8 protein-coding genes are annotated in these 7016 nt (G+C 58.7%); 1 reads left to right on the forward strand and 7 read right to left on the reverse strand.

Features of this window, described 5'->3' with window-relative positions:
- Nucleotides 1-96 precede the first annotated feature (96 nt).
- The 3 genes from ABIL25_04865 to ABIL25_04875 all read right to left on the reverse strand — a co-directional run bounded on the left by ABIL25_04865 (nucleotide 97) and on the right by ABIL25_04875 (nucleotide 2488).
- On the reverse strand, nucleotides 97-915 hold the full coding sequence (locus ABIL25_04865; protein MEO0081609.1) for a hypothetical protein: 819 nt from the start codon (nucleotides 913-915) through the stop codon (nucleotides 97-99).
- Nucleotides 912-2057, reverse strand: coding sequence for a helix-turn-helix domain-containing protein (locus ABIL25_04870; protein MEO0081610.1), 1146 nt, complete (start codon nucleotides 2055-2057; stop codon nucleotides 912-914). The genes ABIL25_04865 and ABIL25_04870 overlap by 4 nt, the downstream gene beginning before the upstream one ends.
- Before the next feature lie 161 nt (nucleotides 2058-2218).
- Nucleotides 2219-2488, reverse strand: coding sequence for a hypothetical protein (locus ABIL25_04875; GenBank protein ID MEO0081611.1), 270 nt, complete (start codon nucleotides 2486-2488; stop codon nucleotides 2219-2221).
- Between the two features lie 279 nt (nucleotides 2489-2767).
- On the opposite strand from ABIL25_04875, the gene ABIL25_04880 reads away from it, so the two are divergent.
- Nucleotides 2768-3496 (forward strand): DUF554 domain-containing protein, encoded by a 729-nt coding sequence (locus ABIL25_04880; protein MEO0081612.1) that lies wholly within the window; start codon nucleotides 2768-2770, stop codon nucleotides 3494-3496.
- On the opposite strand, the gene ugpC is transcribed toward ABIL25_04880, so the two are convergent.
- The 4 genes from ugpC to ABIL25_04900 form a co-directional block, all read right to left on the reverse strand.
- Nucleotides 3493-4572: a sn-glycerol-3-phosphate ABC transporter ATP-binding protein UgpC gene (gene ugpC / locus ABIL25_04885; protein MEO0081613.1), complete on the reverse strand. Its 1080-nt coding sequence runs from the start codon at nucleotides 4570-4572 to the stop codon at nucleotides 3493-3495. The genes ABIL25_04880 and ugpC overlap by 4 nt on opposite strands.
- Before the next feature lie 127 nt (nucleotides 4573-4699).
- Nucleotides 4700-5524, reverse strand: a complete 825-nt coding sequence (accD, locus tag ABIL25_04890; protein ID MEO0081614.1) for an acetyl-CoA carboxylase, carboxyltransferase subunit beta — start codon at nucleotides 5522-5524, stop codon at nucleotides 4700-4702.
- A 137-nt stretch (nucleotides 5525-5661) separates the two neighbouring features.
- Complete coding sequence (locus ABIL25_04895; protein ID MEO0081615.1) at nucleotides 5662-6276, reverse strand: hypothetical protein; 615 nt, start codon at nucleotides 6274-6276, stop codon at nucleotides 5662-5664.
- Between the two features lie 376 nt (nucleotides 6277-6652).
- The coding region (locus tag ABIL25_04900) for a T9SS type A sorting domain-containing protein (GenBank protein ID MEO0081616.1) at nucleotides 6653-7016 on the reverse strand (364 nt) is incomplete at its 5' end.

Below are 7016 nucleotides of genomic sequence, written 5' to 3' on the forward strand. Positions count from 1 at the left end.
CGTAACGTCCTTTATACACAACTACAATGTTCTGTCAAGGTTATGTTTACCGGACCCTGACGCAGAAGCAGTATTATACGGATTTCTCAGGACTAATCAATAGCTGGCATCAGCGGGCGGTTCAATGCCGGCGATGCGGCGGTACAGGGCGAGTAGAACCCGCTCGTCCAGACCTTCTGCTGCGTACCGCTCGATCAGGTCTAGGGCAAGACGTTCGAGGGTTTTGGCGGTCCTGAGCCGCACCAGTCGGTCGAGCTTGAGCGCAACCGCGTTGTACCGAACGAACAAGCGCATCGGCACGCCGAAACCGGTGAGCACCGCACGGGTTGTGGCGCTGACCTGGCGCTGGCGTTTGGCTCCGGCACGGTGCCTTGCCACCTGCTCCTGGGCAGTGCCAGACCTGGCCCTGGTTCCCTTGCCGCGGGCCAGCGCCTGCGCATAGGTTCTATGCCTGCGTCCGGGCTGGTGTTTACGCGACTTGATTTTCGTTCTTCTGTTCGTAGACAGCAATGGCTGGGGCAAGGGGACGGCTGAAGGCGGCAGACGGAACAGCTGGTCAAAGCAGGCGAGGAACAGTTGCTGCAGAATGGCCGGGTCAAGCCCAAACATTTTCCACTTCAAGAACAGTCGCCTTATGCTGCACACAAGCGTGTTGCCCGCAAGAGTGCGGAACAGTCGGGTCAGCTCGCGGCCGAAGGCAAAGTAGCTGTTGCGTACCACCACGGTCACGCCGGCCGCGTCAACAGTCTGGCGGACTATCGGTTCGACCAGCGGCCATGCCTGAATCTGATTCATGCCAAACACCATTACTCTCTCATCCTTCTGCTCGATTCGGGCCAGTACTCTCTCAGCATTCTCCGCCAGACCGATTGGAGGTCTGGGTGCTGCGTTCCGCTTTCTGAACTGAGAGTTCATCCTTGTGTTCCCTGGAGCGCCCGCGGTCTTGGCGGTATTTGGGTCTTCAGTTCGTCCCAGCGCCGGAATACGTACTCGGCCATGCTGAGGAGCTGTTGCTTTGTCGCTTCGGTTCTGGCCCGGGCCGCAAGTTCCTGGGCCATTTGCTGCCGCGTTTCTTTATCCGGATTTTCCTCGGCTATCGTGCAGAATGACAGCAGACTGAAGCAAAGCCGGTTGACCTGGTCTGCGGTCAGGCCTTGTTCGGTAAGCAGCTTTGCGTACTCAGCTCTGATCTGGTGTGTGACCGCGTCTCTGGCGCTGGCCCATTTTGCCAGTTCCTGGCGCAGTTCGTCCATGATGCGGTCCTCGGCCTTGTGTGGTGGCACGAGCTTCTGGATGCCGGCCAAGACCTGCTCAGGGTCAACTGAAGGCCGGCGGTCCAGGTCGCCAGCTTCCTCCATTGCACTGAACAGCCGGCTGATGATTTCCTCGACCTGCTTTACCTGCTCTGGTGTTATTCCCTTACACTCCAGCGTCTTTTCGCGCAGGCGGAGCCGGGACTGACGGGTCCGGGCCAATAGCTTGAATGTCTTGCGGCCGTGTTCAGCCAGAGCCTTTTGTTCTTGCACAGCCTCGGGAGGCAGACCTGATTTCAGGATGTCGTAGAGTACCGCTTCAAGCATTGTCTGGCCGAATAGACGCTGTGCTTGTCGCTCAATTACCGCCAATTCTTGTTCCCGTGTCTTCTGCCTTCTTGGTTTCTTCGGTTTCTTTTCCTGAATCAGCGATTGCACGCTGCCAGCCGTGACCTGCGGTTCAATCCGCACTTGTGGTTGGGCCTGGGTCTGGATGGGACAGTTTGCGGCAGGGGGAGTAGGTGCGAGTGGTTTAGCAATAGTTTCGCTCAGACCCAGGATACTGGCAATCTCGTTCGGGCCCGCGGCGCAGGCCCTGGCGTATCGGACGAGCGTATCCTTTTTCGGCTGTTCGTAGTATCCATTTTCTAGCCGGCACACAATGGTCTTTGCGCCTCTGCCTGTTTTGCCCATCAGTTTGGCAACATCTGCCTGCCTCAGGCCCGCTCGCCTGCGCAACGCGCGTAAAGCCGCACCCAACCTGATAGCCGCATCCGAGCGTTTTCGAGCTGTGTCCGCAGCCATGAGTCGCCCACACTAAGTTTACCTGGAGGTAAACCGGGATCAACTTTGACCCGGAACAGGTTCTTGCCATAAGGCATTATCACAATTTCTGGTTTTTCAATCAGTTGCCCGCGACCTGATATCTGGAGAATGGATACATGGGGGTCATCTACCAGGTGGTTCTACACGTAGTTTGGGTAGTTGTCTGAACGGCTGTTGTCCTCGTTCTTTCCCTGGTCGCCTGCTTGGTCGCTTGGGTCGGCGTCCATCCTGGTGCTACCCAGGTAGTTTGTCTTATTGATTCCCAAGTTGCGGTTCAGGCCGCCGGGCTTGCGGTCTGGCTGGCTGTTGTGCCAGCCGTTGTCCTCGCAGTCTGCATTGCGGCCTGGCTCGTCGCCTTTCTGGTTGCGGTCCAAGGTACTTGCCTCGGTGTCACCCTGGAAGCGGTCCAAGCCGTTTGCCTTGCTGCCGGGGCAGCGGCCTGTCCTGTTGGTCGGGCAGTGGCAGGGCAAGCTTCCTCGCCTGTTGTTCCACCGGGTGCAGCTTGAGGAGCTCAGCAAACGGTTCTTCCCGCGGCCTGGCTCACGGCTCTGCAAACCAAGGTCTGATGCACCGGGCTGGGAATGGCCAGTTCTTGTGCCCGTGCCGGTAGCCCACCGACTAATTCCCTATTAAGAATGAAGAACTGTCCGCTATTGCCGGACAGTGGTTTACCAGTATATTGAAGCCAAATGGTCGGTACTCTGGTGAATGTCGGAGCCGTGATTGCCGGTAGCGTCATCGGTCTTGTTGTCCGCGCAAGGCTACCCGAAAGGCTGACAAGAATCACATTCCAGGGCATCGGTCTTTTCTCACTGGCAATCGGCGTCAGTATGGCAATCAAGACCGCAAACTGGCTTGTTGTTGTTTTCAGCATTGTGCCGGGCGCGATTGCGGGCGAGCTTATTGACATTGACCGACATCTTGTCCGTCTCGGTGATTGGCTGAAGCTGAGGTGGCCAGGTGGCCGAACAGTCGGGCAGTCGAGTGATGATGTGCAAGCGCACGGCCGGCCAGACCGGTTTGCCGAGGGGATGGTCGCAGCTTTTCTTCTCTTCTGTATGGGTTCGATGACGGTCCTGGGCGCGATGGAGGAAGGGATGGGCAAGGCGCCTAACCTCTTGCTTGCCAAGTCCGTACTCGACGGGTTTGCTGCGGTGGCCTTGGCCGCCGCATATGGGATTGGGGTGGTATTCTCGGTGATTCCGCTGCTTGTGTATCAGGGCGGGCTCAGTCTGCTTGCTGCAGCGGCACAGAAGGCACTGTCTGGGCCGGTCGTGAACGAGGTGAGCGCGGTCGGCGGGCTTCTGCTTATCGGGCTTGGCATCAACCTTCTGGAAATCAAACAGGTAAAGGTATTGAACATGCTGCCAGCGCTTGTTTTTGCCGGAGTGCTGGCCTGGTTGCTTGTGCGTGGCTAGCCGGTGAGCGCGGCTTCGGTCGCAGGGTCGAAGAAAATGAGCCGGGATAGGTCGAAGCTAATGTCAACGCCGGTGCCGGGTTTCGGCGCGTAGCGCGGCGCTACTCTGGCAATCAGCGAACTTCCGCCGAGTTGCAGATAGAGGATGTTCTCGTTGCCCATTAGTTCGGCGACCTCGACCCCGGCGCGAATGGAAGGAGAAGCCGAAATCTGGACATCTTCGGGCCGCACGCCCAGGATGACCGGGCCGGTTCCGACCGGCGCAAGCGGCCCGGCAAGTGCTGGTGGCAGTTCGAGCGTGAAGGAGGGATGAACGAAGCGGAGCGGGTTCTGGGCGAGCCGGCCTTCGAGGAAATTCATCGGTGGCGAACCGATGAAGCCGGCCACAAACCGGTTGACCGGCCGGTTGTAGAGCGTCAGGGGGTCTGCGACTTGGAGAAGCCTGCCGTCCTTCATTACGCCGATGCGCTGGCCCAGGGTCATTGCTTCAACCTGGTCGTGGGTTACGTAGAACACCGTCGTCTCAAGCCGCTGATGGAGTCTTGCGAGTTCGGCCCGCATGCCGACCCGGAGTTTGGCGTCGAGGTTGGAGAGCGGTTCATCGAACAGGAACACCCTGGGGTTGCGGACGATGGCGCGACCAACTGCGACCCGCTGGCGCTGGCCGCCGGAAAGCGCCGCGGGCTTGCGTTCGAGCAGGCTTTCGATGCCCAGGACCGCTGCCGCCTCAAGCACCCGCTTTCTGATTTCAGGCTTCGGTACCTTTCTCAATTTCAGAGCAAATGCCATGTTGTCGTACACGCTCATGTGCGGGTAAAGCGCGTAGTTCTGGAATACCATGGCAACATCTCTATCCTTGGGCTCGACCGAGTTGACCAACCGCTCGCCGATGTAGATTTCTCCGGAGGTAGCTTCTTCGAGGCCAGCGATAAGGCGAAGGACCGTTGACTTGCCACAGCCCGAAGGGCCGACAAGGACGAAGAACTCCGTGTCCTTCACCTCAAGGGTAACGTGGTCAACGGCAACCACGTTCCGGTCAAAGGTCTTGGTCAGGTCCTTGAGTAGAATGCGGCTCACGGCAGCGCAAAAAGCCAATGTGGCAGGTGACGCAGACGGAGCAGAATCGGGAAGACAAGGAGAAAAGTCCGGGGTGAGCCCTGCTCCGGTATTCCGTATTGTCTGTGGTGTCTCACCAAAGTTCGGTTCATTCGGTCTTTGCCTGCCACAGGATGCCTAGTATCTTTGCGAGCGTGTCTTTGAGGTCGCGACGTGGTACAACCATGTCGAGGAAACCATGTTTGAGAAGAAACTCAGCCTGTTGGAAGCCAGCCGGTAATTTCTCGCCAATGGTGCCTTCGATTACCCGGCGGCCGGCGAATCCGATGAGTGCTCCGGGTTCGGAGATGTTGATATCGCCGAGCATGGCAAATGATGCCGACACGCCGCCGGTACAGGGGTCAACCGGAACCGAGATGAAAGGCACTTTGGCTTCTCTTAGAAGAGCGAGCTCGGCCGAGGTCTTGGCCATCTGCATGAGTGAAAGCATTGACTCCTGCATGCGCGCACCGCCTGAGGTGGCGACGATTACGAGTGGTCGGCGCTCAGTGCGGGCAAGCCGGACTGCGCGCGCAACTTTCTCGCCAACAACCGAGCCCATCGAACCACCCATGAACCCGAAGTCCATCACGCCAAAAACGACTGGAATGCCGGAAATGCTGCCCCGGCCGTAGACGAATGCATCGCGCCGGCCGGTCTTGGCCTGGGACTCTCTTAGCTTTTCAAGGTATCCGGGAAACTCAAGCGGGTCAGTCGGCGACAGGTCTGCATCCAGTTCCTCGAACGTGGCGTGATCGAGGATGATGGCGATGTACTGCTCCGGAGTGATGCGGAAATGGTGGCCGCACCGGGTGCAGACAAAGAAGTTTGACTCAAGACTCTTACGGTAGAGGATTTCTGAACAGCCTTCGCAGCGCAGCCACAGGCCGTCCGGAGTCTGGGACCGACTTGTTGAGCGTTCCGGACCAGGCATGGCCGAAGTATAGGAGGTCAGTCCAGAAGTGTCAAGGAGACCAGAACCAAGACCCGCGACCGCCAGGAGAGAAGCGGATACTTGAAGAAACTGTCGGTCTCCGTTTCCGGAGACCGACAAGTGATTCTGGCCCAGAGCTAACGGAACAGGAAAGCTCCGAACCCGCCCTCAAGGTAGATTCTGCTGCCGGTCGAACCCGAGTGTACAGATCCCCCGCCCGACATTTTGGATGTCTCGAACCCGAGCTCAAGGAAAGCAGTGCCCCGGTCTCCGATGCGGGGTGCGACGCCGGCACCGATTCGCGCCCGGTACCCGGTTGCGCTCGATGTTGTGTTGCCGAACTTGCTCGAACGCATCAGGAACAGGATCGAAAGTCCGCCATACGGCATCCACATCGCGTCCGAACCCATCCACGGAGAAAGACAGCAGCTTCTCGGGTAGCGCCGGCGCTCGAACTTGAGGAAGTAGGCAACCCTGGGCCCGATTGCCAGGTCCAGAGAGCTGTAATTGCTCTCGCTGTAGAACCCGAAGCCTGCTTCTCCGCCTACCCCGATGCTCTTCACCGGAAAGTAAAGCACCCGTGGCGCAAGGTTTAGGCCAAACCCGCCGCCCTCGCCGAGGTTGAGTCCACCGCCAACCTGGCCGGACACAAAGAAGCTGTTGTCGTCTGCCGCTCCGGCTGTGGCCAGCCCTGGAACAAGGCCAACGAACGTCGCTACGAGCAGCATGCTGAGACCGATGCGTATTCTCATCTATCCTCCTTATCGTTTCGCCTTCGGGCAGCACCGGTCGTGCCGGGCCAAAGGCTTCTTATCGTGACGCCTCACGACAGCCAATACTAAGAACCACTACCTATGTGTCAAGCATTGCTGGGCGTTCGATACCGGAACATCCCGACCTTTGTAGTACGCTGGTTTGTCTACCTGAAGGGACTCACGTACTCGGAGTGTGGAGAAAGTTCTGAATTAGGAGTTCTGAACTCGGAGTTTGGGCCGGGTTGGAACCTGCCGGTGCGAGCGTCGTTTCGCTGCGGGTCAGAACGCGGCTCCTACGGCACAGGGGCGGCTTGCGCCGCCCCTGCTACTTCCTCTCTGACCTGTCGGATGAGCCCGGTAAGTCAGAACTATGCTATCTCTGCACCACGAGCTTCTGGGTCTGGCTCAGGTCACTGGCATCAAGCCGGACAAGGTACACGCCAGACACTAGCTTGCGCAGGTCAAGCGCAACCGCACCAGCCTTGTTCGCCACAAGCGTCTGCCGCTGGACCGACCGGCCGGCAACATCAAAGACAGTCACCGTCACCGGCCCGGCCTTGGGCAGGCTGTAGCGCACCATTGCCCAACCACTCACTAGCGGATTCGGCGCAACCCTGAACCATGACCGCTCGGCGCTGAACCCGGCCTGCACGCCACTGCGGCTGACCGTAAACAGAGAGCCGTAAACAGTCGTGCCTTCAACATAGCGCCACAGTTCGTAGCACTTGTTGCCCTTC

It is taken from the genome of candidate division WOR-3 bacterium (genome assembly GCA_039801365.1).
Classification (GTDB): Bacteria; Hydrothermota; Tepidihabitantia; order Tepidihabitantales; family Tepidihabitantaceae; genus JBDRUN01.

Excerpts from the sequence above, each read along its gene's own strand:
- accD (MEO0081614.1), bottom strand. The coding sequence starts at position 5,524 with ATGCCTGGTCCGGAACGCTCAACAAGTCGGTCCCAGACTCCGGACGGC.
- ABIL25_04870 (MEO0081610.1), bottom strand. The coding sequence starts at position 2,057 with ATGGCTGCGGACACAGCTCGAAAACGCTCGGATGCGGCTATCAGGTTG.
- ABIL25_04865 (MEO0081609.1), bottom strand. The coding sequence starts at position 915 with ATGAACTCTCAGTTCAGAAAGCGGAACGCAGCACCCAGACCTCCAATC.
- ABIL25_04895 (MEO0081615.1), bottom strand. The coding sequence starts at position 6,276 with ATGAGAATACGCATCGGTCTCAGCATGCTGCTCGTAGCGACGTTCGTT.
- ABIL25_04880 (MEO0081612.1), top strand. The coding sequence starts at position 2,768 with ATGGTCGGTACTCTGGTGAATGTCGGAGCCGTGATTGCCGGTAGCGTC.